This is a genomic window from Paenibacillus sp. J31R109, assembly GCF_059692055.1.
This window is the reverse complement of record NZ_JCAUAR010000010.1, coordinates 195,842-222,124: the sequence shown is the minus strand read 5'-3', so window position 1 is coordinate 222,124 and position 26,283 is coordinate 195,842. Positions and strand designations below refer to the sequence as shown.

Below are 26,283 nucleotides of genomic sequence, written 5' to 3'. Positions count from 1 at the left end.
GTGTTACCTTTAAGTAGAGCGAGATATGTTAGCAGCAAAATCGGAAAAACCAAGGCCGTCGAGTCGGTTGAATCACTTCGTAAGTATGTACCCAGCACGATGCGAATGACAAAAACAAGCTTAGAACACATGCTGAATAAATATAAAATGGTCTATATTAAACCCAATATAGGGATGTGTGGAAACGGTGTTATTCGAATTGAGTTAGCAGGGGATGACGCAGATTTGGCCTATTCCTACCAGTCGGGGGTTACACGTAAAAGGTTTAAAAGCTTTGACGACATGTTCACATCACTCCACAAGTTGACGAGGAAACGGCACTATTTAGTACAGAAGGGCATTCATTTGTTGACCCATAAAGGAAACCGCTTTGATCTCCGAGTGATGGTACAGCAAACACCAGCTCGTACTTGGGAGACAACAGGGGTGATTGGCCGTGTGGCACATCCAACAAAGATTGTGACGAACTTTCATAATGGGGGTACACTGAAATCGGTAGATACCTTATTGATGAGATATTTGGCTCCAACAGAACGGAACAAGTATGTGAAACAGCTGCATGTCATGGGCGTCATGGTGGCCAAAGCGATCAATGCAAGGTATAGAGGGGTAAAAGAAGTAGGCGTCGATATTGCCGTAGACAAGGAACTGAATCCCTGGATTCTAGAAGTGAATACGAGCCCGGATCCCTATATTTTTCGGAGACTTACCGATAAGCGCATTTATGCCAAAATCAGAAGATATGCCAAAGCTTATGGCCGGTTATGAAATCATAACCGGTCTGTTGTCGTACATATGAAAGGTTTGTTCAATCTCATAAGCGGAAACAGGGGGACTAAGCAAGAAGCCTTGAATCGTTGTGCAGGTCGTTTCTTTGAGAATATCAAGCTGCCCCACATCTTCAACCCCTTCGGCGACTACTTGGATATTGAGCGCATGGCCGAGGTGAATGATGGCATTCGTAATCGCTAAATCATTGGAATTGCTTTGAATATTTTTCACGAAGGAACGGTCAATTTTGAGGCAATGAATCGGAAACTCCTTCAAGTAATTGAGGGACGAGTATCCAATGCCAAAGTCATCGATGGAGATGGAGATTCCTTTGGAACAGAGCTTATCAAGGACAGCGATGGTTTTGTCCATATTTTGCATAATGGAGCTTTCAGTAATTTCGAACTCTAGGTAAGAGGGATGAATACCCGTTTGTTCAATGATGCGAATGGCTTTGTCCGCGAAGCTTTCATCTTGAAACTGGCAGGGGGAAATGTTGACGGCGACTTGATAATCGAGCTTATCTTGGGCTAGCCATCGTGCTTTCTGAAGGCAAGCTTCCCGTAACACCCATTCTCCTAGCTGTATAATAAGACCGGATTCCTCTGCAATCGGGATGAAATCAGCAGGTGCAATCATGCCATATAGGGGATGATTCCAACGTACCAAAGCTTCAAGGCAGCTAATGTGCCCTGTGGATAGCTCAAGGCGAGGTTGGTAGTATAAACAAAGTTGATTCTCTGTGATCGCTTTGCGGAGGTCGGTCTCCATGTGAATCTGACTTGTGAACCGTGGTAGTAAAGGCATAGCCTGGAAAGTAATTAATTTATTCTTACCTGTTTGTTTGGCAATGAGGAGCGCTTGCTCAGCTTGAAGGAAGACTTGTGCTACATTATCAGGTGTTATCGTAAGGTCATTCAGACCGAAGCTTGCACGAAGAAAGCAGTCCTGACCCTGGTAGGTAAAGGGGGATTCAAAAACCTGTTGAACGCGATGCAGGGCAGTTTCAAGTTGTTTCTCTGTCTGTGCCCGAAGAAGGAGCGTGTATTCATCATCGCCAGAGCGAACAACGAGGTCGATATGATCTAAGGCTTTTAATCTGCGGCCTAATTCTTGTAAAAGATGGTCCCCGCAATCGTATCCAAGTGAGGAATTAATTTGCCGGAAACGATCAATATCGAAAACAAGACATGCACGAACATCTGAATTGGAGGAGTTATAATACTTTCGAACAGCATGCTCTAATTGGGCGAGGAGCTGTCCGCGAGTGTGAAGTCGAGTGATTTGTGATCTGCTTTTGAGAGCATCGATCGTTGAAGTCGCAGTAAACTGAAGATGGCGCCAGATTGCTTTCATTTGCTATCACTCATTCCCATCTCATAGTTGTCCCAATACCCTTTATCATAAGGCTCTAAGAGGATTTTCACAATATTAAGAGTTTGCTTTTATGACAATAAATGGACTTTTTTTTCGTATTTCTTTATGAAAATTTAATGAAAATGTCGAAAAATGCGGAAAAGCGGATTGGAAGAAAATATTGGATTTTATATTGACAGAAACAACCTATGATGAGAAAATGTACGCGTGTACATTTTACATGTAAATGAGCGGAAGGGAGCCAATCAACATGGTGACGAGAAAAGAGGTTGCCGAGTTAGCCAAAGTATCAGAGGCGACCGTATCTCGCGTGTTCAATGGACTCGGTCCGATGAAGCCTGCAACTAAAGAACGTGTGCTAGAAGCGGCAAAAGTACTGGGCTACCATCCTAATGCGATTGCGCAAAGCTTCGCTCGCAGAAGAAGTGGCAATCTGGGTGTGGTGCTTCCGTATATGCCAAAGGTGCATCTATTTTCGGCCTATTATTTTGCAGAAATATTAAGCGGGATCGGGGAGCAGGTTCGGGAGCAAGGCTATGACATGTTGCTGTCTCTGCTTGCACCGGATGACGACTTGGATTATGGCCGGTTATATCGTTCGCAGAAGGTGGATGCTTGCGTCATCCTTGGGGCGAGAGATACCGAAGCTCAGCGAAGTTCATTACTGAAATTGCAGGAGCAGGGACTTCCGTTTTGCTTGGTTAATCAACGATTCGAGGGATTATCCTTCCTTGAAGTTGATGCGGATCATGTGGAGGGGAGCTATCAGGCGGTACGCCATTTGTTGGATGAAGGCTATCGAAAGATTGCCTTTCTCAACGGTTCTCCCCAGTATTCCAATTCGATGGACAGACTTCATGGGTATCAAAAGGCAATGCTGGAAGCGGGCTTACCGATCGACCCTTCGCTGCAGTTTGAGGGGAACTACAGCCGTACTAGTGGCTATGAGGCTGCGGCACAGATATGGGAGAACCGAGATCAGGTAGAAGCCATATTTGCAGCTAATGATCGGATGGCGATTGGCTTGCTGCAAGGCCTTCGTGAACGCGGTTGGATCGCAGGGCGGGATTTTGCCGTCATCGGGTGCGATGACTCAGATGCTGCCAAGCTAAGTGATCCTCCGCTCAGCAGTATTAAGGTGCCCTTTTTTGAGATGGGCAAGCAAGCAGCACGTGCAGTGCTTGCGACTGTCGGGCAGGGAGCGGGCGAGGCTCAGCTGCAGGTTAAGCTGCCGACGGAAGTGAAGATTAGGCAGTCTTCGAAGAGTAAAGAGTGAAGAGTAAAGAGTGGAAGCGATTGCGAGTGGCAGTGCACTGGATAGTAAACACACTTGGGGAGGCGTGAATCCGATGAAGAAAACGTTCAATGTTGGAATGATTGGCTATAAATTTATGGGAAAAGCACATAGTCATGCTTATAAAGATTTACCGATGTTCTTTCCACAGACGGCGATTCCCAAGATGAAGCTCATCTGTGGTCGCGATGAGAGCGGTGTTCGTCAGGCGACGGAGCAATTCGGCTGGGACGGTTACGTGACAGATTGGCGCGAGCTGGTGACGAACCCCGATATCGACATCGTCGATATCAATGCACCAAGCGATGCGCACAAAGAGATTGCCTTGGCGGCGGCGAAGGCCGGCAAGCATCTGTTCTGCGAGAAGCCGCTGGCGCTGACCCTTGCGGATGCAAGGGAGATGCTAGAAGCGGCTGAAGAGGCTGGGGTGAAGCACATGGTAGGCTTCAACTATCGTTTTGCACCAGCGGTACAACTGGCGAAGAAGCTCGTGGAGAGCGGCCGCCTCGGCCAGATCTATCACTTCCGTGCGTGGTTCCTGCAGGATTGGATCGTCGATCCGACGTTCCCGTTGGTATGGCGTCTGCAGAAGGAGATAGCGGGATCAGGATCGCATGGCGATCTAGGCGCGCATCTCATCGATCTCGCACACTTCCTCGTTGGCGATATGACCGAGGTGATCGGGATGAGTGAAACGTTCGTGAAAGAGCGTCCATTGCCTACATCGATGACGGGGCTTAGTGCCAAAGGCAGCAAAGATGCGCCGCATGGTCCTGTGACGGTAGATGATGCGACATTATTCATGGCTCGCTTCGCGAATGGCGCTTTAGGCAGCTTCGAGGCAACGAGATTTGCTCCCGGGCACCGGTGTACGAACTCTTTTGAAATTAATGGCAGTAAAGGCAGCGTGAAATTCGATTTCGAGCGATTGAATGAGTTACAGGTGTATTTTACAAGTGATGATGAGGATGTTCAGGGCTTCAGACGTGTTCTTGCAACAGATGCCGCGCATGCGTATATGGATGCTTGGTGGCCAGCCGGACATACGATTGGGTATGAACATACGTTTGTACATGAGGTTGTAGAGTTGATGACAGCGCTTTCCGAGGACCGGCAACCGGTTCCGAATTTCGTGGATGGTGTGAAATGCCAAGAAGTGTTGGAAGCCGTGGATCAATCGATTGCTCAGCGCCGATGGGTTCGTATAAGTGAAGTATAGATAGGGAGAGGAGCGGTTGCGATGAGTCAGAAACAAGCATTGATTGTATGGGGTGGCTGGGATGGTCATCAACCCGAAGAGGTAGCAGGGATTTTTGCAGGGGTATTGCGTGAAGAGGGGTACGGAGTGGAAGTTTCAGATACGTTGGACAGCTTCCGTGATGAGGAGCGCCTAGCGAGTATCGATCTTATAGTCCCTGTGTGGACGATGGGCAAAATTGAAAAAGAGCAGCTAACGCCTTTAATTAACGCGGTTCAGGTAGGCGGAACAGGTATTGCAGGTTGCCATGGCGGAATGGCGGATTCTTTTCGAAATGAAGTGAATTACCAGTATATGATTGGCGGTCAATGGGTGGCGCATCCTGGTAATGATGGCGTTACGTATACGGTTCGTATGAAGGACAGTGAGCAGCCACTGACTGCAGGCATTGGTGATTTCGTCGTTGTCTCGGAAAAATATTACATGCATGTAGATCCAGCCATTAAAGTTCACGCAGTGACAGATTTTGATGATGTGGAGATGCCGGTGGTTTGGACGAAAACGTTCGGTGCTGGGAAAGTCTATTACAATTCACTGGGTCATCAAGCTAACATTGTACGCATGCCGGAAACGTTGGAATTAATGCGACGCGGGTTGCTATGGGCGACACGTTAATCAAATAGGGGGAATAAAACGATGAACAAGATGAAGGTTGGTATCATAGGTTGTGGAAATATAAGCGCGGCTTATATGAAAAATATCCCTACTTTTGCCCATTTGGAATTAGTCGCCTGTGCAGATATTGATGTAAGCAAAGCGCAAGCGCGGGCTGAAGAGTTTGCCATTCCTCATGCTTATACGGTAGAGCAATTATTGAATGATCCTAATGTGGATATTGTGATCAACTTAACGATCCCAGCTGTACACGCTCAGGTATGTATACAAATCCTAGAAGCGGGCAAACACGCTTATGTTGAGAAGCCGCTGGCGGTTACTCGCGATGAAGGATTGCAAATTCTTGAAGTAGCTAAACGTAAAGGACTTCTGATTGGCAGTGCGCCTGATACTTTCCTTGGCGGCGGGATTCAAACAGCGATCAAGCTGATTGAAGATGGCTGGATTGGTAAACCGATTGCCGCTACAGCATTCATGATGGGCAAAGGGCATGAGCACTGGCATCCAGACCCAGAGTTTTACTATGCCAAGGGCGGCGGGCCGATGTTCGACATGGGGCCTTACTACTTAACAGCGTTGGTGGCTTTGCTTGGGCCGATTCGCCGTGTAACAGGATCAACTGCAGTTAGTTTTCCGGAGAGAACGATCTCGAGTGAGAAGAAGCGTGGGCAACGAATAAAGGTGGAAACACCTACTCATGTTGCTGGGGTTATCGATTTCCATAACGGTGCAATCGCAACACTCGTGACCAGTTTTGATATTATGGCCGGTACGCAACTGCCACACATCGAAATCTACGGCAGCCATGGCTCATTGAGTGTGCCTAACCCTAATATTTTTGGTGGGGAAGTGCTAATTCGTAAACCTGGTTCATCCAATTATGAGCCGATTCCACTCTCGCATGGCTACATCGATAATAGCCGCGGCTTAGGTGTTGCAGCAATGGCGCAGGCGCTGATTACGGGAGATAGCTCAGCACATCGCGCAAATGGCGAGCTTGCCTATCATGTGCTTGAGGCAATGCATGGGTTCCATGATGCTTCTGATTCGGGCCAACATTATGTGATGCGCAGCAGCTGTGAGAAGCCGGCCGCGATGAATCCGTATACGGTTCTTTAGTTGATGACCCTGAGTGATCCTCCTCGTGATGCGAGGGGGATTTTTTAATTTACAAGTGAAAAACAAGCAAAGGAATGCCGCAGCATCCCCCAGCTTTATTAAAACATGCGATGGTCCGTGTAAGGAACATAGTCGTGTTAAGGAAGATGTGCCTTCAAAGTTTCTACTAGTGTGTCCTGTGTGCTTGCTTCGGTATGCTGCCATATAATTTCGAAAAGTACACCTAGTCCAGGTAAGACCTTTTCTTCTCCACCGATGGAATCTTCGATAACTTCCTTCAGTTCTTCCGGTGTTTTGTTCTGAACTCGCTGGTGAATGGCTTGTCTTAAGGTAATATTCATTCAAGGACCTCGCTTCCATTTCATTCTCGCTATTAATATGTGCAGTTGAAGATGGCTTCATCCTTCCCACACTTCGCCAATGCATGTTGCTGGGCATGTCACGTGAAGTGAGCAATGTGTTCATGTGTGATATACTGTAAGGGATATATTCTTGGGAATATGGAGGAAAGTGACCGGTGAGAAAACAATTTGCGATTATTGGGATGGGAAGATTTGGTTCAGCTATCGCTAAGACGTTATCACAACTAGGCTTTGAGGTTCTCGCAATCGATCAGGATGAAGAAACGGTTCAGGATGTTTCCGCCTATGTGACACACGCCGTTCAAGCAGATTCTACAGATGAGGAAGCTATGCGGGCGTTGGGTATTCGGAATTTTGACGTTGTGGTCGTGGCCATTGGGGAAGATATTCAAGCGAGCATTCTGACTACATTAATTCTGAAAGAAATGGGTATACCTACAACGATCGTCAAGGCAGTTAACGACCTTCATGGCAAGGTGCTCAAAAAAATTGGCGCAGATAAAATCGTCTATCCAGAACGAGATATGGGGCAACGCGTTGCACATCATATGATTTCATCGAACATTATCGATTATATAGAGCTTTCTGCCGATTACAGTATTGTGGAAATGAAAGCATCCAAAGATATGGTTGGCAAAAGTCTGCGTGAACTCGACGTGCGTGCCAAATATGGCTGTAACGTGATTGCGGTTAAACATAACGAGCAGATGATCATTCCGCCGAGTGCAGAGGCACCGATTAAAGAAGATGATATTCTAGTTATTGTGGGTAAAAATTCGAGTCTTCAAAACTTTGAAGTCACTTTTGCAGAGTAGGTACATTTATGACAAATACATATATCGAAATCATGTCCGTTCAGAATGCCAGAGTCAAAGATTGGGCTCAGCTCTTAGAGCGGCGTGGCAGAGATAAGCAGGGCAAGTATATTATTGAGGGTTATCATTTAATTGAGGAAGCTTTGAAGGCTGGGGCGCAGGTGGAGGTTATCCTATTTCTAGTGGAAAAAGGAAGCCCTTCAGAGCTTGTCGCTCTTGCTGGCGACCGCGCCGTCGAATGGATCGGTGTGAGCGCGGCGGTGTTGGCCAAGTGCTCAGACGCACAGACCCCGCAGGGGGTCGTTGCCATCGTGGCGCGGCCGCAGCTGGGCATGGACGAGCTGCTTGCCGGCGAGCACGACCTGGTTGTGGTGCTGGACGGTGTCCAGGACCCGGGCAACCTCGGCACGATCATCCGCAGTGCGGATGCCGTCGGGGCCAAAGCAGTTGTCCTCGGCCGCGGCACGGTCGACTTGTATAATCCAAAGACGATCCGCTCGACGATGGGATCGATGTATCATCTGCCGATTGTGGAGGCAGATTTGGCGGAGCTGCTGCCGCAGGCGCGTGAGCGCGGCGTGCAGCTCGTGACGACGAGCCTGCAGGCACAGGGCTCGTGCTACGACACGGACCTGCGGCAGCCGACGTGGCTGATCCTTGGCAACGAGGCCAAGGGCGTGTCGGAGGAAGTTGCTGCGCAGTCGGACGTGAAGGTTATTATTCCGATGCAGGGCAAAGCGGAATCGTTGAACGTCGCGATGGCGGCGACGGTTTTGTTGTTTGAGACGGCGCGGCAGCGGATGTTGAAGTCGTAAAAGTGTAGTTCATGCTGTGAGTTGTAATTCACTTTGTCACCGTTTGGAACGTTGTTTGTCATAACAATAAAAATCCCGATGTGGCTCCAAGCCTGGATACATCGGGATTTTTATTACTAAGACTGTCTCTCGAACATTTCGGCACTCTTACCAGAGAAATAAGGGACCATTAAAGCACAGACGAGCGCTAGCAAAATTAATAGCATAAATGCCCCTCCATGAATCTCCTTTACCGATAAGGCCAATATAAGCAAGAGTATTTTGGAAGCATTCAGGAAGCATTCACGCCATAAAAAAATATGAGCTTGTTGAATGGCTGTTTGCCTAGTAATCACTCTGAATTGTCGCGTGTTCCATACCGTCCCAAAATAAAACATACCGATGGTAGTTAAAATGTTTGACATGATAAGAAGGGGGGCCTTAGGTAACAATGGCAGAAGAATACCAACGGAAACAAAAATCATTCCGATGGTGAGCCAAGTCCCCTCACGGACTTTCATACGCTTATACATGAACATCGCCCCCATGGCGAAGCAAGCATTCAGTACATTCAGGATCGCAATAACCAATTTATCCTGGGAGACGGTGAATGTAAACACTAGCGAAAACAAAACTTGAAACTGCAAAAATATACCCGTTGCCATAAAGGACGGAACCATCCAACGCAGAGAGCTGCTGGAGAACACCAGCCGAAATTGAATGCCGCGGAACAGTCGCTCGGTTTGGCCGGCGAGGGTAATGGAAGGGATATGGAATGAAACCAGTAGTAAGATACCGACAAACAACATCAATAGTAGAAAGGACCCAGAGTAACCAATCCATTTGATAATAAGTGCAAAGGCTATCGGATTAACGATGGAGACAAGCTGGTTAATAATATTGGCTATTGAGAAATATTGCTCGAAATCCTTCCCTTTTCCATACATACTCAATGTAATGTTCTGTGTTACAGCATATAATCCCCACATGATACCGATCGGCATGGAGATAATCGTGATCCAGAGAAGTCGGTTATCCAACTCCAGTACCGATAAAAGCAGGAAAACGATGGCTCCGCAGAACGCATTTATTCGAATCAATACACGGGTCGAGTAGTTGGTTAATAATCTGTATCCACCCGCAAACCCCAATGTCCAAGTGATAAACATGATGAGATTGAACCAAACCACCTCGGAGATGCTGTTATTCTTTTCCCATATAAATAAATTGACGAAAATACCAATGTAATTAAAAATAACGATCGAAACTGCATTCATGAGCAGTAATCGTTTCATTTGACTGTTCATTTTTACCCTTTCACAGCCCCGTTGAAAATGCCACCCGCCATATTTCGTTGAAACAAAATGAAAAACAAAATGGATGGAATCATGATAACCGCAATCCCGGCAAAAACAAGGGTATCGTTCGACCCTTCATGGGCGGTCAGCAGCGTGATACCTACTTGTACAGTTCGCATTTCTGTCTTGGTAGTAACGAGCAAGGGCCACAAGTAAGCGTTCCACACACCGACGAACGATGACAAGCCAAGGGAAATAATAATCGGTAAGGAAACGGGGATACAGATTCTGGCATAGAACCGCAAGTCGCTGCAGCCATCCAAAAACGCGGCTTCCCGCAAAGTGCCCGATACCGTTTTGAAGTATTGGCGAAACATGAATACCTGCGTAGCGGATACGAAGAACACAATCATAATGCCCAGGTAGCTGTTCAACAAGTGCAGCTTGCTGACTGTGATAAAGTTTGAGATCAGCAAGGCTTCCGAAGGGGTCATCATCGTGCCAAGAATAAAGAAAAATAAGAAATTGCTTCCGGGAAATTTTAAAAAGGCAAAGGCGTAGGCAGCCAAGCTGGATAGGATGAGCCGCACTACTGTTACGACAAGGGCTATGAAGAATGAATTCCACATGAAGCGCAAAATTCGGGTTTCGAACAAAACGGTACGAAAATTGTCCAAATAGGCAAAGCTATGCGGCAGGATAGAAGGTGGAAACGTGCCGAACTCGCTTTCCGTTTTGAATCCGGCCATGATTGCGTAAAATATTGGAAATGCTACGATTAAGCCCAGCAGCAGTTTGAGGGCAGCACCTATGTAAAGTTTCAAATTTCGATTGTACGTCATTCGTACACCACCCCTTTTTTCTCATACAGAAAGTTGATCAACAAGAAGATAAACGTAAGGATAAAGGCACAAATGCTTGCAGTACTTGCAAGTGAGTAATTAACACTGCGGAATCCGGATGTGTAAATATAATAAATGAGAGTCGACGTAGCGCCGAGCGGACCGCCTTTCGTTAAGATCATAACAGGGGCAACCATGGTTAACCCGACAATGATCTGTGTACATACAACAAAGAATAAAGTAGGCGATATCAGAGGTAATGTAATGCGGAACGTTTTCTTCCAGTAACTAGCGCCATCCATTTCGGCCGATTCCAACAAATCCTGCGGAACATTGCGCACCGCAGCCAGCATAAGCAGGAAGTCGAACCCGATATGAGTCCAGACCATCGGGATCACCAGGGAAGGGAGCGCCCACGTCTGGTCGTGCAGCCATTTGATATCTGTTGTATTCTGCATGAGGCCAAGTAGGTTGAGCAAGTAATTTAAGAGTCCAGAATGAGCATAAAATTGTTCGAAAATTAAACAAGTTACTGCCATGGAAACACCCATTGGAATGCTATACAACAGCTGATTAGTTTTGGCAAACAGACTCTTCGGAGCCGCAATTAGGGCAAGCAGCAATGGACAGATAATGGCAAGCGGTACATACATAGCTGTAAATTTTAACGTAACAAGCAGCGCGTTGATAAAATCTTGCCTGCCGAACAGGTTTATATAATTATCTAAACCGACGAACCTAATGATTTTGCCTTGTGCATTAACACTGGATAAACTGTAGATGAAGGTACGTAAGAATGGAAAGTAATCGAAGACGAGGATAAACGGGATGATTGGCAGGATGAACAAATAAGCCTTCCATATATCTTTTCTGCGCTTGCGCTTGCGAGTTACCGTGTGGGGCAACGATGGAATACTACTGGTAATTGGCGAAGACACTAATTTGGCCATGAGACGATAACCCTCCGAACATTTGTAATAGGTGGTCGAAGGCTTAATTAATTTGGAACGTTCCAAAAGTAATAGGCACTTCTCCGATTTTCAACCAATTATGGCCCCTCAAACAAGCAGCCTGGCAACACAAGATCATATTACATCACACTAAAAAAAGTTGTCAATTGGCTGGGGGAGATTTAACATAGAGTTAATCTTCGGTTAACAATTCGCATGAGTTGGTCATATATATTGGAAAATAGTTAGGAATAGCAGGATATTCGACGGGAGGATTTTATGGGTGTCACGATAATGGATATAGCGATGGAAGCTGGTGTGTCCAAAAGCACAGTTTCTTTGGTCATAAACGGGAGTAATTTAGTCAAGCTGGAAACGAGATACAAGGTACTGCAAGCCATTCACAAACTGGGCTATGTACCTAATATGGTTGCAAGGGCACTAACGACAAGTAAAAAAGGGACATTCGGGTTGATCTTTGTAACCTCCGGAGAGGAAAACCTATCTTACGGGTTCGATTCAATTCCCGAAACACTCTTGTTCGATGTCAGCTTCGGCATCAATGAAGGATTGAAAAATACGGATTATACGTTGCTAACCGAACGTTTTTCCATGCGTGATAAGCTGCCGAACATTGTCAAAAACAAACGTGTAGACGGGGTATTTATCATTGGTGGCTTGTTTGACAGTCAATTTATTGAGAGTCTCCGAAAGGAAAATATATTCGTCGTCATTATTGGCCGTACGTATGAGGGCGTCGATTCCGTATCCGTCAATGCTTATCAGATCGGTTATCTTGTCGCTAAGCATTTGCTGGAAAAAGGACACAACCATATTGCTTTTGTGAATGGGCCTATAGATAATGTGAACTCCATAGAAAAACTGGCGGGCTTTACAGCAGCCTTTAACGAGGAAAACCACCATGGTGAGAAACAAATGCATGTTATTCATGCTGCGTATACAGGCAAGGGTGGTTACGAAGCGATGAATGAGTTGTGGGAAAAAGGAATTAGGCCTGATGCGGTTTTTGGCGGGAGCGATGGGATCACCATGGGAATTATTCGATATTTGTACAAGCAAAACGTGCGAATACCTGAAGATATCTCCGTTATGGGTTATGAAGAATCCATCATTACCGCGCATTCACCATTGGCGTTGACCATCATTGATGGACATAAAAGGCAGCTAGGTGAAGCGGCATGCCTTGCGATGCTGAATCGCATGCATAATAAGAATGCCCAAGAGGTTTCTTTAAAGCTGGAACCTACATTAATTGAGCGCAATTCGGTAAGGGATTTACATATTCACCGCCAAATGTAAGTTGTTGGCGGTGAAATTCACAATTTATTTACTTCCAGTTAACGAAAATCGGTTTATTCAAAGGGAGTAATAGTGATAAGTTGGATAAGAGTGAACGGAATAAACTAGCTATCGGAAAAATTTCAACCGTTCCAAAAATAAAAAATGACTAGGAGGTCTGACCATGCGCTTGGCAACAATGACAAGTTTGTTTAGAGAACGAAGAGAAGAAGACGTGCACATTGGATATGAGGAATCGATCCAAAGGTGCAAAAATGCCGGTTTCTCCGTCCTAGACCTCAACATGTGCGCGATGATTCACAATAAAACCGAACTGAACGGTCCCGATTGGGAAGTCGCGCTTGACCGAATGAAAGAAGCAGCTGAGAAGGCCGGTGTTGAATTTTGCCAGTCCCATCCACCTTACTTGCCTGGGAGCAAACTTTACCCTGCCGGATCAGAAGAGGAAGCATTCTTCAACGAGATTACCCGTCGTTCTTTAATCGCAAGCAGCGTTATGGGTGTGAAAGCGGCGGTCTTTCATCCCTTAACGGCAATGAACTTGGATGAGCATAACCTAGAAGCTAATCTCCGGCTGAACCATCAAGTGTATGACCCCATCATGGAACAAGCGGCGAAATTGAATGTCCATGTGGCATTTGAAAACATGTTCGACGCTAATGGTCATCGACGTTTTGGAGTAACAGCCGAAGAGTTGATCGCCTTGGTTGACTCCTACAACGATCCTCGCGTCGGCGTATGTTGGGATATCGGACACGCTAACCGCGTATATGGAAGTCAGCTTCGCCCGATTCGACTGTTGGGCAAGCGGATTATCGCGTTGCATGTGGATGACAACCAAGGATTGGCAGATGATCACTTACTTCCTTTCCACGGGAATATCGACTGGGAATCCATAATGCCGTTATGGAAGGAAATTGGGTATCAAGGCGATTTCGTATACGAAATTAAAATAAATAACAGTATGCCGGAGAAATTAAAAGATTTGACGGCGGGCTATACCTATCAAGTCGGTCAATATTTACTGTCGCTGGCATAAACAGAATATACCAATAGGAGTGGAGATCGAACCATGTATAACAAGTTGAAAACTTTATTAATGTTGAGCGTATGCATCTCCGTTATGACAGCATGTGCTGCCAAGGAAGAACAAGAAACTACGCCAGTGTCGAGTGCTCTGACACAAGAAAGCTTATTGCCGAGCGCTCCTGTAAAGGTTGATTTTTGGCACTCTATGACGGGTGCAGCCGCGGCGAATATTGAAAGTACGGCCAAAGAATATAATGAAACGGTCGGCAAGGCTAAAGGCATCACGATTACGCCAGTTTTTCAGGGAACTTATGACGAAGCAGCAACCAAGCTGGCGGCTGTTCTTCGATCGGGTTCGCAGCAAGAATTACCAGATATTATGCAGCTCAGCTCCAAAGGGATTTTCGATGTGAAGGATTCCAAATATATTGTTCCTGTCCAAAACTTTATCGACAAGGATAAGTCCGGATTGAACGCAAGCGATTTAAACCCGAATGCGTTGCAATACGCGAAATACAATGACAAAATGCTCGGATTGCCATTCTCGAATTCCTCCATCATGTTGTACTATAACAAGAATCATTTCCGCAGCGCAGGACTGGATCCGGAAAATCCACCGAAAACACTGGAAGAGCTGGCAAAAGCGGTTGATGCACTTAAAGTGAAAAACGGGGACAAAATCGAGCGCTACGGTATTAGCGCACAACTGCGCTTTTTCTTACTCGGGACGTGGATTCCGATGCAGGGAGAGAATAAATATATTTTTGATAAGGAAGAAGGACGGACAGGTACACCTGCTGCAATGACGATGACAAGCGACGGTACGTTGAAAACATTGTTGACCGAATGGCAGAAAGTACTTGCTACCGGAGGTGCTGAATTTACGGATGCGGCGCCAACGAAAGGATTTCAGTCTGGGTTGTATTCAATGATTCCAGCATCTACAGCATCGATGGGTGGATTTAAGAAGGATATTGTTGACGCAGGCTTGTTTGACCTAGGGGTTGCAGAATTACCACGTGTTAACGCGGCGAGCACAAGCGGTACGGGTATCGGCGGCTCTGCTGTCTATCTGTTTGACCGGGCCAATAAAGATAGCTTACTGGGAGCATGGGATTATTTGAAATACCTAGCAACCCCAGAGGTGTCAGCGAAATGGTTTATGAATACAGGCTATTATCCGATGAATACGAAAGCTATGGAGTTAACAGAAACGAAGGAATTTTTGGTGAAAAATCCGCAGTTCAATATCATCAAAAAAATCAGCGATAATTCAAAAAATTACAAGAAATACTTGGAGCCTTGGATCCCTTCCTTTACGGACGTAGATCGCATTGTACAGGATGAAATTATTCGCTTCAGCAAAGGTACGCAAGATGTAGACAAGACGATTGCCAATATAGACTCCAAATCCAAACAGATGCTGAATGACTGGCGGCAAGCGAATCCGCAGTAGATCGTATGAGAGAATGGAGTCGAGCGTCATGCACAATGGGCAATTAACTTTTTTTGGCGGAGTAGGTGAATCCGGAGGCGTACAGGTTCTCTACGGAAAAGGTGAACAGGCTGTTTTCTTCGATTTCGGTGTCGAGCACAGCAGCCTGCTGTTCCCCAAACAGTTGACGCTGTACGAGCCTGTAGGAGCATCACCCGGCCGTGAGCTGCGGCAGTTCTTGCTAGGCGGAATGACGGCTCCGCTAGTTGAGCTTTACGACCCGCAGCATATGAAGGATCTGGATATGGCGAAGGTACGCCGTTCTTGGGGCAACATTGAATTTCCACATTATGAAGCAATCCGTTTGTTTATTGGTCATATGCATACAGATCATATGGCTATTCTGCCTTACGCCAACCCGAATATTCCCGTATATATGAATCACGATGCTCATTCCCTGTACCAGGGGATGGTTGCAGGGGGCCATTCTTCCGATACGGCTGCACGGATTATGGTGTGCGACGATTTGAGTGTCGTCGATTTCGGCGAATTTACGATGCAGATCGTCGAGATGGACCATAATTCTACGGGAACGGCGGGTATTATTATTGACGGCGGCGACCACACCATCGCGTATACAGGAGATTGGCGTAAACAAGGCAAGCACCCGGAACGGATCGACCGATTCATCGAGCTTTGCCGTGAGAAGCGGATTGACCTCTTAATTACGGAAGGCACGCGTCTTGCAGCGGATCCGTTTGCAGATCTGCCCAACCAAGTGACGGAAGTCGAGCTATTGTCTCGGTATGCCGATATTGTCGATGAAGCGGAGGGACTCATTTATCTGCAAATGTCACCCCGGGATCTGGAGCGAATGGCGGACATGATGGCCATTTCAGCGGATAAAGGGCGAAAAGTTGTCATGGAGGCTTCCCATGCCGTCATCTGGCATAGGGCTAATCAAGAGGGTCTGCGTATTCTAGAAGGGCATCCCGCGCTTGACGTGGATATTCTAATCGTCGATGCAACAGTCACGGACAGGATTCAAGTACCTTACCAGATGATTTCCTTGGAGGAAATGGCCGAGCGGAAAAACGACTATGTTTACTTTTATAAATTTCCCGATCTTGCCCATATGATTGAACTGGAAACGCTCGGTGATTCGCAGGGGGGTTCACATTTCATTCAATCCGATTATAGCGTTAAAGTCGATCATGCGGATGTGGCGAAATATTTGAAAACATTCGGAATTACCGGCCATTCGTTGTGCAATGGTGGGCACGCGCATCCCGAAGCTATCGCCAATATGATCGAGCGAATAGCCCCTAAAGCGGTTATTACACTGCATAGCCGCCACCCAAGGTCGCAAGATACGAGAGGAATCAACGCCTATTTTCCGCAAAAGGGAGAGAGGGTGACAGTGGCTTCGATCCTTGCTTCCACAACTAATTGAAAGAGAGAAAAAAGATGACCACAATTACGTTCGTCAGACACGGGATAACCGATCACAATATCGAGAAGAGAGCACAGGGCCATACGCAAAATCCGTTGAATGAAACGGGTATAGCGCAAGCTGCTCTAGTTGCCAAACGGCTCTCTGAAGAGCAGTGGGACGTTTTTATCTCCAGTGATTTAAGAAGAGCCCGAGAAACAGCGGAAATTATTTCGATCGCAATCGGCAAGCCGGTTGACTTATTTGATGTGCGACTGCGTGAAATGGATAGAGGATTAATTGCCGACACAATTGAAGCTGAACGCGTTGCACGATGGGGAGAGAATTGGAACGAGCTCGATATGCGCCAGGAAACCCATGAGTCCATGCGTGCGCGCGGAGTCGACTTTGTTCAAGATATAGCTTCGCGGTATGCTGGCCGAAAGATACTTGTCGTCACGCACGGGTATTTCCTTGGACAAACCCTTAAGGAATTAATGAAGGACGAGTCAACGGGTAACGAATTGCGCAATACGTCCGTCACGACGATTACTCATAACGGCGAGAAGCCGGAGTATGTGCTATATGATTGTGTCAGACACTTGTCAGAGGATTAATCAAATATTGAGGAGCGTGTTACTGTGAAAACAAGGTTGAGAATGAAGCTTGCATGGGTTGTCTTATTTTGTATGAGTTTACTTATGTTCAATGCGCAATCATTTGCTGCTGCTCCTGCTGAAGCTGGCGTTTATTTTATCAACCTTGGTCAAAAAGGAAATGCTACCCTAATTAAAACAATTAGCGGTACTACGGCAAGCTATGGGCTGGTTGACACGGGAACGAGTGGTGATTACACAACATATGTTGCGCCATATTTAACATCCGTACTTGGATCGACCAAATTGTCTTTTATCGCTTTCTCTCATATGCACGGGGATCATGCAGGGGGTGCTGAAGCGGCAATCGCAAGTTTTGCAGATGCCAACACGACACTTTATTTAAAGGACGCAGCAGATCCGTCCTCATCGTATTCCGGTGAAGCCAGTATTGCCAACAGAGCGAATGCGATCATTGCTGCCGCTAAAGTTAAAAACATGGCGATCGGTAAAATAAAGCCGTATGAAGCCTTCGATAATGATGTTGGATCCTTATCGGAGCTTAGAGGTTTATCCGCTAATAAGTTCAAGGCGAAGATTGAGAAGTTTACTAAAAATGCACAAGGCAGTTACGTATCTGTTGGCATGTATGACACGATCACTTTTGGTAAATTTACGATGACATGGTTTAATGGAAACGACTGGAATCACGAGTCTATCATAGAACAATTGTCATCCAACAAATGGGACGAAAACTTGAACGCAACAACTTTGTTGTTAAAGTGCACAACAAGTACAGGAACCAATTTCAGAACATACTTGGGCGCTGATGTAGGTGAGAATAGTAATCAAAATTATTCTTACGAAGTTGGTAAAAAAATAGAAGAAATCGTAGGGAATATTAGTGTTTATCAGGTTGCGCATCATGGCTTCTATTTTAGTCTCATGCCGGACTCGATTGCTAGCACCATCAATCCGAAGTACGCGATTGTTACGAATAGCTATAATGACATCGTGAATGCTTATTACGATAACCATAATATCACGAACCCGACTTCTGCCGATTTAACAGACGCAACCAGCACGCTGAAGGAAACTTTGAATAGTACAGTTCTGCAGAAAATGTACTTTTTAAGTGGAAAAGGCGGAGGATCGGATAATAGAATCATTGATGCATTGAAGGCCAATAATTATGCACTGCTTAACTGGACTGGATCGACTATCAAATCAGGAAATGTCAATGTTGAATTTGGCGGAACGAATCTTACAATAACGCAACCTTAGCATTTCAAATTTGATTCATTTGTCGTAAAATTGTCACATAATTTCAATCCCGATGCGGCTCGAAGCCAGGATGCATCGGGATTTTTTGCGCAACTGCGCGTTCGTAAATTTTCATTGACAACCAAGTAGGTGGGATATATAGTAATGACATTGATAATCATTATCACAATTACGATCGCAAAAAAGCGCAAAACAAAAAAGAAAAGGGCGGGAATACCAATGCTTACAAAACAAAAAATCGCATTTAAAACTTTACTTATTTCAGCTGCAATTATGATACCACTTGTTGGTTGTGCATCGGAGAAATCAGGCTCAACGCCTGCTAGCGCAACGCCAGCAGCAACGCCAGTTGCGAGTGCTGCTGCTACTGCTGCGGCAACTACAGCAGATGCAACCAAATATCCACTCGTCATCAAGCATGCTTTTGGCGAAACGACAATTCCAAGCAAACCTAAACGCGTTGCTACGATTCAGTGGGCTAACCATGATGTTGTACTTGCGCTAGGCGTTGTACCTGTAGGTTTCTCAGCGGCAAATTACGGCGTACAAGATAAAAGCGGACTTCTGCCTTGGACAGCTAAAAAGCTTAAGGAACTTAACGTAGATAAGCCTAACGTTTTCCAAGATACGGATGGTCTTAATTTTGAGGCTATTTCAGCTTCAAAACCGGATGTTATCCTTGCTGCATACTCAGGTATCACACAAAAAGATTATGAAACGCTTAGTAAAATCGCTCCCGTTGTCGCTTATGCAAAAAGCCCTTGGGTAACAACTTGGCGTGAGCAAGTCCTGTTTAATGCTACAGGCATGGGGATGAAAGCGGAAGGCGAAAAGCTGATTAAGGATACCGAAGATCTAATCAAGAAAAAAGCTAGCGAGTACCCGCAGTTGAAAGGTAAAAAAGTTGCATTTACCAACTTCTCCGCGAAGGATTTGTCCAAAATTAATATCTATACAGCTGCTGACCCTCGCGGTGCTTTCTTGATTGAGCTAGGCATGGTTTACTCGGATGGCGTTACGAAAAAAATTACAGACCCTACCGCTTACAACTTAAAATTAAGTTCTGAAAATGCGGATGCACTTAACGATGCGGATATCTTAATCGGATATGGAGATGACGCTTTATTGCAAGCCGTTAAAGCAGATCCTATTCTTGGTAAAATTCCAGCGGTTCAAAAAGGTGCTGTTGTGATGATCGGTAACGGTACTCCTCTAGCAGCTTCCGGAAACCCAAATCCACTTTCAATCTCCTATACGATTGATGAATACTTGAAATTAATCGCAGCAGCAGTTAAATAAACCCATGAATCGTTCATCGGTTTCAGACAGCACACAACTAAACTCGCATATTCCAAAGCATTTTGTGTCAGTCCTACTGATCTGTCTAATCTTGCTTGTCGTTTGTGTAATTACATCCCTAGCCTTCGGCTCTCGAGTGGTAAAATTACAAGATGTATTCGATGGTTTATTTCACCCCAATGTCGACTCCTACGGGGCAAGCATAGTTCAAAAACGGTTCTCACGAACCGTTTTTGGTTTGTTCTGCGGTGCAGCACTTGGTGTTTCTGGCGCGCTTATGCAAGCGGTCACGCGTAACCCCATTGCTGATCCGAGCATACTTGGGGTTAACACAGGCGCATCGTTATTCGTCGTTTGCGGCATTGCCTTCTTCAACATTTCGACGGCTAATCAATATATTTGGTTGGCTTTAGCGGGAGCAGCACTTACTGCGATTTTCGTATTTGGAATCGGCTCAATGGGGCGTGGCGGTGCCACACCCATCAAGCTTCTTTTGGCAGGGGCTGCCACAAGTGCCGCCCTATCTTCGTTGGTCAGTGCGATTATGGTGCCACGCTCTTATGTCATGGATCAATTCAGGTTCTGGTCAGTTGGCAGCGTAGGCTCAGCTACGTGGGATGCTGTCGCTACCTTTACCCCGTTTCTGATCATAGGCCTATTGGTCGGCATTATTTCTGGCCCTGCACTCAATGCGTTAGCACTGGGGGATGAACTTGCGACCGGCTTGGGCATTCGAACAGGTACATTACGGTTTATTGCAGCCTTTGCAGGGGTTATTCTGTGCGGCGCAACGACTGCTCTCGCTGGGCCCATTGGTTTTATCGGGCTTATCTCGACACATGTCATTCGCCTCATACTTGGTCCTGACTTGCGTTTCGTTATTCCAATGTCAGCCCTCTCAGGAGCCATCATTCTTACCATATCTGATGTCATCGGCCGGCTTGTCGGCAGCCCTGGAGAGCTCGAAGTCGGTGTCGTCACTGCGTTTATTGGAGCTCCAATACTAATCATTCTAGCGATGAAATCGAAAGTGCGTTCATTATGACAAATACTTCTATTGCATTTATTATGGCGGGAAGACGTCAAAGACGTCGGCGATGGGTCCTTGTTACTAGCATACTTGCCTTACTCTCCTTCGCCCTTTGCTGTGCCATGCTTTTACTGGGGACTACTTTTTACCCGGTGAAAGATGTCATTCGCGTGCTCATGGGGGAAGAGCTTCAAGGTGTGTCATTTGCGATCAATACCGTACGTTTACCGAGAATGTTAGCAGGTCTTTTTGCGGGATTTGCTTTTGGTATGGCAGGAAATACCTTCCAGACCATGTTGCGTAACCCGCTTGCCAACCCGAATGTCATCGGCATCACCGCTGGTTCGAGCGCGGCAGCCGTTTTTTGCATCCTCGTCCTTCACGCGAACAACACGGTTGTTTCCGTCGCTTCCGTGATTGCCGGGCTGGCTACTGTTCTGTTCATTTATCTGTTGTCCAGAGGAAAAATATTTTCCATCGGGAGATTAATTCTGATCGGCATAGGGATACAAGCTATGCTGGACTCTGTCATCTCTTATCTGTTATTGGTTGGTGCACAGCAAGATCTACCTGCAGCGTTCAGATGGCTTAGCGGCAGCCTCAATGGCGTTCAATTGTATGAACTTCCGCCTCTGATCATAACGGTACTGATCTTCTCGCCTCTCCTTATCGTGCTCGGTAAACATCTGAGCCTGCTGGAGCTTGGCGAGCAATCGGCAACAACATTAGGTGTAAACACAGACATGACAAGAATTGCCTTAATTCTAAGTGCCGTCTTCCTGGTTGCTCTTGCTACAGCTACAACGGGTCCAATCGCCTTTGTCGCTTTCCTTTCAGGACCGATTGCTAAACGATTAGTCGGGGTTGGTTTCTCAAACGCAATTCCGGCAGGTCTAGTTGGCGTTAGTTTAGTTTTGGCATCAGACCTCATCGGGCAATTCGCTTTCGAAACCAGATTCCCTGTAGGTATCATTACCGGAATTCTCGGAGCACCGTATCTGATCTTCTTGCTAATCCGAATGAATCGAAAGGGAGATTTATAATGAAGCCGACACACCTTTTTCAAGCCGATCAAACCGTCTCAGGCTATGATCATAAAACAATTATCCAAGGCGTCAGTCTGGTTATTCCCAGTAACAAAGTCAGCGTTATTATTGGAGCCAACGCTTGTGGCAAGTCTACGCTTCTCAAAACGCTGGCAAGGCTCATTAAGCCAGAATCAGGAAATATTACCCTGGATGGAAAGCAAATTGATAAAATTCCGCCGAAGCAATTGGCTCGTGTTTTGGGTCTGCTGCCGCAATCTCCTATTGTACCGGAAGGTATTTCCGTTGCCGATTTGGTGGGACGCGGTAGATTTCCGCATCAAGCGTTATTTAGCGGATGGAGCAAGAAAGACTATGAAGCCGTAGCCGAAGCCATGGAAATCATGAATATTACCGAACTTGCCAATGCGAATATTGATGAGCTTTCGGGTGGTCAAAGGCAGCGCGTCTGGATTGCAATGGCTCTTGCCCAACAAACGGATATTTTATTTCTGGATGAACCAACAACCTTTCTAGATATCACGTATCAAGTCGAGATTCTGGACCTGCTTACCGATCTTAACCGGAAACACGGGACGACGATTGTCATGGTTCTTCATGATATTAATTTGTCCGCGCGTTATGCCGACCATATTTTTGCTCTGTACAAAGGAACGCTTGTGGCAGAAGGAGAGCCCTCAAAAGTGATCACCAGCACCTTGGTGAAAGATATCTTCGGGCTTGATTGTGCGGTCATCGAAGACCCGGTTTCGGGTTCTCCTTTGGTCATACCCAAGGGGCGATATCACGTGAATCAGAATTAATACAAAGGCAACCAGCTCCTGCTGGTTGCTTTTTGTCATGTAGCGAGACTGTCTGAGTACTCATCTATTGATCTATTGTCGTGATATTGCACGTTCTGTGACACCAATATGAACTAAAAAGTTGTGCGTCTATATGCTATTGTCAATCTGTATACACCATACAGGATGATTTGATTTCTTATACTTTCAGTAGAAAGAAGGATGGACGACAATGAGCAAAAAACTTCGTATTGGTATTATTGGAACTGGTGGCATTGCTAGGGCCCATGTATCTGCGTATAAAAAGCTAGACTATGTTGAGATTGTTGGCGTGGCAGACGTGATTTCGGGTAAAGCGTTCGCATTTACGCAGGCAGAAGGCTTGACGGAAGCGGCTTACTTTGAAAAACATACGGATTTATTGCGCCTAGATTTGGATGGGGTTAGTATCTGTACGCCGAATGTTTCCCACCATGTGACGACTGTTGATTCATTACGTGCTGGTAAGAACGTACTGCTTGAGAAGCCAATGTCAGTAACCCTGCAAGAAGGCATTGATATGACCCAGGCGGCGAAAGAAAGCGGTAAAATGCTAACACTTGGCTTTCAGCCCCGCTATGATCCGAATATGAAGCTATTACAAACGATTGTGCAGTCTGGGCGTCTTGGTAATGTCTATTATGTAGAAACAGGTGGCGGCCGTCGTCGTGGTATGCCAGGAGGGACATTCATCAGTCAAGCGCTGGCGGGTGCAGGGGCGATGGCGGATATTGGCTGTTATTCACTGGATATGGCACTTAACACGTTAGGATACCCTCGTCCACTTACCGTGTCTGCCTTTACGTCTAACCATTTCGGTACAAATGCACAATACCATCCAGAAGCAAGTAAGTTCGAGGTTGAAGATTTCGGTGTCGCTATGGTGCGTTTCGAGAACGATCTTGTGCTGCAGTTCAAAATATCGTGGGCGATGCACATGGATACCCTCGGTCCAACGATGTTCCTCGGTACGGATGCTGGCCTGAAGGTCATGCCGGCAGGTTCTGGACCTTGGTCAGGTGTTTGGGACGGATCCGTTGGTTCCATCACGTTATTTCATGATGAATTCGGTGGCCATACTTCCACGCCAATTCCGATTGTCGAACATAAGTTGAACTTATTTGATCAAAAAGTGCATGATTTCGCTGAAGCCGTGCGAGATGGTCGACCGGCACCCATTCCTGGGGATCAAATTCTCATCCAGCAAGCGATTATTGATGGCGTACTGCGTTCTGCTTCTGCCCGTCGTGAGGTATCAGTCGAGTTGCCAAGCTAAATACTTAAAGTTAGAACAGCCAATTCATTGGCTGTTTTTTTTATTGAGAATACGTGTCACACTTTGGCTTCGCCAGTTGTCTTATCTAAGGACGCTTTGTTTGTCTCAGGCCATGTTTATTCTTTTACCGAGCATGGTTCACTTGAAGATGAAGAATAATAAGTAGATATGACCGAGATTACTCGTAGTAAGCAGGAGGAGTATTATGGAAAGTTACACCGTGGATCAAACCATTAGCAGTATGGAAGAACTGTATATCACGTACAAACCTCATTTATTTTCCATTGCTTATCGGATGTTGGGCTCTAGATCTGATGCAGAGGATATGGTGCAAGATTTGTTTATAAGCATGCATGGTTCTCACAATGAAAATATTCATAATATGAAATCGTATTTAAGCAAAATGATGATTAATCGGTGTCTGAATGAATTAAAGTCCGCGCGCAAAAAGAGAATCAGCTACGTTGGTAATTGGCTTCCAGAACCAACTGTGCAACTTAATGAGGATCGTCCATTAGAAAGCGTAGAACGTCATGATACGATTTCATATGCTTTTCTTATTTTGATGGATAAACTGACACCCACAGAGAGGGCTGTGTTTATTCTGAGAGAGGTCTTCGCCTATGAGCATAGTGAAATTGGTGAGATGATTAACAAATCGGAAGTGAACTGCCGTAAGATTTTCAGTCGTGTTAAGAAAAAAGTAGAAGACTCCTCAGAAAACAATGAAATGACAACCCGCCATCCTGTTGAAGAAAAGGAACTGGTGACACGATTCATTTCAGCTATATCCAATGGTAATATTCAATCCTTGGTGGACATGTTAACCGAGGATGTCATCTTGTTTGCAGACGGTGGAGGTAAAGTATCAGCAGCAGTTCATCCTATCTTTACAAGAGAACGAGTACTCAAGATATTAAATGCGCTGTCTAGTAATTACTTTCCTGAAACGAAAGCAACGCTTGTTGAGGTTAATGATCAGCCGGGGGTACTTCTAACGAAAGATGGCAAAACAACAGCAGTTATTTGCTTTGAATGGGATGCCCCTACGAAGACCATTCAACGAATCTACGCGATGTTTAATCCAGACAAACTCCAACATGTCATTACTGAATCATAGATGTTTTACGTCTATGCCGAATACTGCCGATGCCCCATAAAATCAAGGGAATAACAAGGTAGACGGCAGGGTAAAAGTAGCTGAGAAGAAACATATTCTTAGTCGTGTACGAAAGCCGGATATGGTGAGTGATATAAATGACAAAGACGAACATGATCACAGTCATCACCCAAGAAATCAACTTCCAACTCTTAAATCCAGTCCACTCCGATAAACCATAGCTAAGGATGAACAAGCATACCGCAATTTTAACGAAGGCACCAATCAGCCATAGTGGTATGAAGAAAGCATCGATATTTTGAACGAAATTGAGAATGGATATAAATTTGGTAAGTGAATAGACAGGAGTAACTAATTTAGCAAGCATATTGGGGCCAGTAATGAAGAGAAGTACCAGCGTAGCTAGTAGACCCCATAACATGGATAGAGCAGTCCCCCACAGGATCGCTCTCTTGGCGGTGCGCTTATTCTCAGCGAAAAAGAAAAGCATGAGAATGATGGAGGGGTCTACCATTTGGCTGTACGCCATAAAGGTCCCATTAAGAATATGTTGCCAACCTGAATCTACATAGATGGGCAGCATCCGATTCAACTTCATGTCCTGAGGATTCAAGAATAGCTGTACGAAGAACATGAAGACAAATACAGGACCAATAATCTCAGCACAACGACTAATCGTCGTAAGACCTCCTTTATGAACCGCATAGGCAACGAGAAATAACATGCATAAGATAATGACAATCATCGGCGTGTTATGGACCAGAACTAAATTTACAAATTCGGCCATACACCTAACAATATTGGCCATTTGCATAAACCATAGCAGGAAGTACAGGATGACAACGATTTTACCAATCACAGTGCCCAAGAGATCTTTCATGAAACTGACTAACGTTTTATCTTTATTCTGCATGCATACACGGAGCATGATCCAAGTGATTGCCAGCATGATCATGCTTCCAAGTAGAATGGATATCCAACAATCTTGATGTGACTGCTCCGCGGCTAATTGGATGGGAAGGTAGGAAACCAAGATGATGGAAGAAATGGTAACCATCCAAAAGATTTGATAACCACTTATTTTCAAATTCCCCACTCCT

Annotated in this window: 25 protein-coding genes; 19 read left to right on the top strand and 6 right to left on the bottom strand. The window is 45.7% G+C overall.

The window, feature by feature from the left end:
* Window positions 1-768: a YheC/YheD family protein gene (locus AC58QT_RS23565; protein ID WP_497411159.1), complete on the top strand. Its 768-nt coding sequence runs from the start codon at window positions 1-3 to the stop codon at window positions 766-768.
* Here AC58QT_RS23565 and AC58QT_RS23560 read toward each other — a convergent pair.
* On the bottom strand, window positions 763-2,127 hold the full coding sequence (locus tag AC58QT_RS23560) for a putative bifunctional diguanylate cyclase/phosphodiesterase (protein WP_497411158.1): 1,365 nt from the start codon (window positions 2,125-2,127) through the stop codon (window positions 763-765). The two genes, AC58QT_RS23565 and AC58QT_RS23560, sit on opposite strands and share 6 nt — an antisense overlap.
* Window positions 2,128-2,398: 271 nt before the next feature.
* Between AC58QT_RS23560 and AC58QT_RS23555 the strand changes: the two genes are divergently transcribed.
* From AC58QT_RS23555 to AC58QT_RS23540, 4 genes are all read left to right on the top strand, one after another.
* Complete coding sequence (locus tag AC58QT_RS23555) at window positions 2,399-3,424, top strand: LacI family DNA-binding transcriptional regulator (RefSeq protein ID WP_497411157.1); 1,026 nt, start codon at window positions 2,399-2,401, stop codon at window positions 3,422-3,424.
* A 73-nt stretch (window positions 3,425-3,497) separates the two neighbouring features.
* The gene (locus tag AC58QT_RS23550; protein ID WP_497411156.1) at window positions 3,498-4,661 is read left to right on the top strand and encodes a Gfo/Idh/MocA family protein; all 1,164 of its coding nucleotides are present in this window, start codon (window positions 3,498-3,500) and stop codon (window positions 4,659-4,661) included.
* A 21-nt stretch (window positions 4,662-4,682) separates the two neighbouring features.
* Window positions 4,683-5,315 carry a ThuA domain-containing protein gene (locus AC58QT_RS23545; protein ID WP_310501609.1) on the top strand — a complete coding sequence of 211 codons (633 nt, stop codon included), beginning with the start codon at window positions 4,683-4,685 and terminating at the stop codon, window positions 5,313-5,315.
* 21 nt (window positions 5,316-5,336) lie between these two features.
* Entirely contained in the window at window positions 5,337-6,434 is a 1,098-nt protein-coding gene (locus tag AC58QT_RS23540) for a Gfo/Idh/MocA family protein (protein WP_497411155.1), read from the top strand.
* A gap of 137 nt (window positions 6,435-6,571) precedes the next feature.
* On the opposite strand, the gene sspI is transcribed toward AC58QT_RS23540, so the two are convergent.
* A complete protein-coding gene (sspI, locus tag AC58QT_RS23535; RefSeq protein ID WP_310501607.1) occupies window positions 6,572-6,775 on the bottom strand; it encodes a small acid-soluble spore protein SspI in 204 nt (67 codons plus the stop codon).
* Window positions 6,776-6,951: 176 nt separating this feature from the next.
* On the opposite strand from sspI, the gene AC58QT_RS23530 reads away from it, so the two are divergent.
* Entirely contained in the window at window positions 6,952-7,611 is a 660-nt protein-coding gene (locus AC58QT_RS23530) for a potassium channel family protein (RefSeq protein ID WP_497411154.1), read from the top strand.
* 8 nt (window positions 7,612-7,619) lie between these two features.
* Window positions 7,620-8,426 (top strand): TrmH family RNA methyltransferase, encoded by an 807-nt coding sequence (locus AC58QT_RS23525; RefSeq protein ID WP_497411153.1) that lies wholly within the window; start codon window positions 7,620-7,622, stop codon window positions 8,424-8,426.
* Window positions 8,427-8,542: 116 nt separating this feature from the next.
* Here AC58QT_RS23525 and AC58QT_RS23520 read toward each other — a convergent pair whose 3' ends face one another.
* From AC58QT_RS23520 to AC58QT_RS23510, 3 genes are read right to left on the bottom strand one after another with little or no spacing between them, the layout of a single operon-like run.
* Window positions 8,543-9,712 (bottom strand): MFS transporter, encoded by a 1,170-nt coding sequence (locus AC58QT_RS23520; RefSeq protein WP_497411152.1) that lies wholly within the window; start codon window positions 9,710-9,712, stop codon window positions 8,543-8,545.
* Between the two features lie 2 nt (window positions 9,713-9,714).
* Entirely contained in the window at window positions 9,715-10,545 is an 831-nt protein-coding gene (locus tag AC58QT_RS23515; RefSeq protein WP_497288348.1) for a carbohydrate ABC transporter permease, read from the bottom strand.
* Window positions 10,542-11,495, bottom strand: coding sequence for a carbohydrate ABC transporter permease (locus tag AC58QT_RS23510; protein WP_497411151.1), 954 nt, complete (start codon window positions 11,493-11,495; stop codon window positions 10,542-10,544). The genes AC58QT_RS23515 and AC58QT_RS23510 overlap by 4 nt, the downstream gene beginning before the upstream one ends.
* Window positions 11,496-11,774: 279 nt before the next feature.
* On the opposite strand from AC58QT_RS23510, the gene AC58QT_RS23505 reads away from it, so the two are divergent.
* The 12 genes from AC58QT_RS23505 (at window position 11,775) to AC58QT_RS23450 (ending at window position 25,183) form a co-directional block, all read left to right on the top strand.
* On the top strand, window positions 11,775-12,815 hold the full coding sequence (locus tag AC58QT_RS23505) for a LacI family DNA-binding transcriptional regulator (RefSeq protein ID WP_497411150.1): 1,041 nt from the start codon (window positions 11,775-11,777) through the stop codon (window positions 12,813-12,815).
* 163 nt (window positions 12,816-12,978) lie between these two features.
* On the top strand, window positions 12,979-13,854 hold the full coding sequence (locus AC58QT_RS23500; protein WP_497411149.1) for a sugar phosphate isomerase/epimerase family protein: 876 nt from the start codon (window positions 12,979-12,981) through the stop codon (window positions 13,852-13,854).
* 33 nt (window positions 13,855-13,887) lie between these two features.
* Window positions 13,888-15,300 (top strand): ABC transporter substrate-binding protein, encoded by a 1,413-nt coding sequence (locus AC58QT_RS23495; RefSeq protein WP_497411148.1) that lies wholly within the window; start codon window positions 13,888-13,890, stop codon window positions 15,298-15,300.
* A 28-nt stretch (window positions 15,301-15,328) separates the two neighbouring features.
* The gene (locus tag AC58QT_RS23490) at window positions 15,329-16,732 is read left to right on the top strand and encodes an MBL fold metallo-hydrolase (protein WP_497411147.1); all 1,404 of its coding nucleotides are present in this window, start codon (window positions 15,329-15,331) and stop codon (window positions 16,730-16,732) included.
* 14 nt (window positions 16,733-16,746) lie between these two features.
* The gene (locus AC58QT_RS23485) at window positions 16,747-17,328 is read left to right on the top strand and encodes a histidine phosphatase family protein (protein ID WP_497411146.1); all 582 of its coding nucleotides are present in this window, start codon (window positions 16,747-16,749) and stop codon (window positions 17,326-17,328) included.
* 24 nt (window positions 17,329-17,352) lie between these two features.
* The gene (locus AC58QT_RS23480; RefSeq protein WP_497411145.1) at window positions 17,353-18,591 is read left to right on the top strand and encodes a hypothetical protein; all 1,239 of its coding nucleotides are present in this window, start codon (window positions 17,353-17,355) and stop codon (window positions 18,589-18,591) included.
* A gap of 219 nt (window positions 18,592-18,810) precedes the next feature.
* Window positions 18,811-19,890: an iron-siderophore ABC transporter substrate-binding protein gene (locus AC58QT_RS23475; protein ID WP_497411144.1), complete on the top strand. Its 1,080-nt coding sequence runs from the start codon at window positions 18,811-18,813 to the stop codon at window positions 19,888-19,890.
* Between the two features lie 4 nt (window positions 19,891-19,894).
* The gene (locus AC58QT_RS23470; RefSeq protein ID WP_497411143.1) at window positions 19,895-20,935 is read left to right on the top strand and encodes a FecCD family ABC transporter permease; all 1,041 of its coding nucleotides are present in this window, start codon (window positions 19,895-19,897) and stop codon (window positions 20,933-20,935) included.
* Window positions 20,932-21,963 (top strand): FecCD family ABC transporter permease, encoded by a 1,032-nt coding sequence (locus AC58QT_RS23465; RefSeq protein ID WP_497411142.1) that lies wholly within the window; start codon window positions 20,932-20,934, stop codon window positions 21,961-21,963. The genes AC58QT_RS23470 and AC58QT_RS23465 overlap by 4 nt, the downstream gene beginning before the upstream one ends.
* Window positions 21,963-22,769, top strand: a complete 807-nt coding sequence (locus tag AC58QT_RS23460) for an ABC transporter ATP-binding protein (RefSeq protein ID WP_497411141.1) — start codon at window positions 21,963-21,965, stop codon at window positions 22,767-22,769. The genes AC58QT_RS23465 and AC58QT_RS23460 overlap by 1 nt, the downstream gene beginning before the upstream one ends.
* Window positions 22,770-22,980: 211 nt before the next feature.
* A complete protein-coding gene (locus AC58QT_RS23455) occupies window positions 22,981-24,063 on the top strand; it encodes a Gfo/Idh/MocA family protein (protein WP_497411140.1) in 1,083 nt (360 codons plus the stop codon).
* A 205-nt stretch (window positions 24,064-24,268) separates the two neighbouring features.
* Complete coding sequence (locus AC58QT_RS23450) at window positions 24,269-25,183, top strand: RNA polymerase sigma-70 factor (RefSeq protein WP_497411139.1); 915 nt, start codon at window positions 24,269-24,271, stop codon at window positions 25,181-25,183.
* On the opposite strand, the gene AC58QT_RS23445 is transcribed toward AC58QT_RS23450, so the two are convergent.
* The gene (locus tag AC58QT_RS23445) at window positions 25,170-26,270 is read right to left on the bottom strand and encodes a GerAB/ArcD/ProY family transporter (protein ID WP_497411138.1); all 1,101 of its coding nucleotides are present in this window, start codon (window positions 26,268-26,270) and stop codon (window positions 25,170-25,172) included. The two genes, AC58QT_RS23450 and AC58QT_RS23445, sit on opposite strands and share 14 nt — an antisense overlap.
* Window positions 26,271-26,283 lie beyond the last annotated feature (13 nt).